This is a genomic window from Bartonella sp. TT121SHDZB (assembly GCF_042193415.1).
Lineage (GTDB): Bacteria > Pseudomonadota > Alphaproteobacteria > Rhizobiales > Rhizobiaceae > Bartonella.
The window spans coordinates 1-610 of the sequence record NZ_JBHILR010000068.1; the positions used below are offsets into that span (position 1 = coordinate 1).

General features: G+C 67.7%; 1 protein-coding gene. It reads right to left on the reverse strand.

Annotated elements, in window-relative coordinates:
- The coding region (locus ACFIKI_RS08530) for a hypothetical protein (protein WP_375666786.1) at positions 1-522 on the reverse strand (522 nt) is incomplete at its 3' end.
- Positions 523-610: the final 88 nt, after the last annotated feature.

Genomic DNA, 610 nt, shown 5'->3' on the forward strand with positions numbered 1-610 from the left:
CGCGCGTTGCTGGAGGATGGACAGATCGATCCGCCCCGGGCCGGGCTGGGACACCAGATTGGCCTGGTCGGCCGCGGATTTTTCGATGCCCACCTTGAGTGCGGCGATGGCATCGCGTTCATCGGCCAGCAGGCGTTCCAGCACTTCCTGGCTGGCGTTGGCGGGAACGCGTTCCTTCCAGCGATCGAACAGGCTGCCCAGCTGCTCGTCGCTCAGCGGCGCGGGCAGGGCAGGCACGGGTGTGCGTGCCCTGGCGCGCAGGCGGTCCAGTTCCGGCGCCAGCGCATCAGCCTGAATGGCATTGCGGCGTTCCTTGTCGGACGCGGAGCCACCGCCCAGCGTGCCCTGCAAGGCACCCAAAGGGCCTGCGGCCGGTGCGGCCTTGGCCAGGCCCGGTGCCAGCAGGGCGAGCAGCAGGCCGAGCACCAGGCACATGGCCCGCAACAGGTGCATCGGCGTCACGGCAGCCAGTTTGCGCGATGGGCGACCGGCGGCAAGTATGGGGTTGTCGGCAGGAGACATCGGTTCTGAATTCGGGCCTGTGCCGCTGTGTGAGTGCGGACTATCATTTGTCAAAAGTGGGAGCGTCAGGCGCTGTATTCACGGGCCT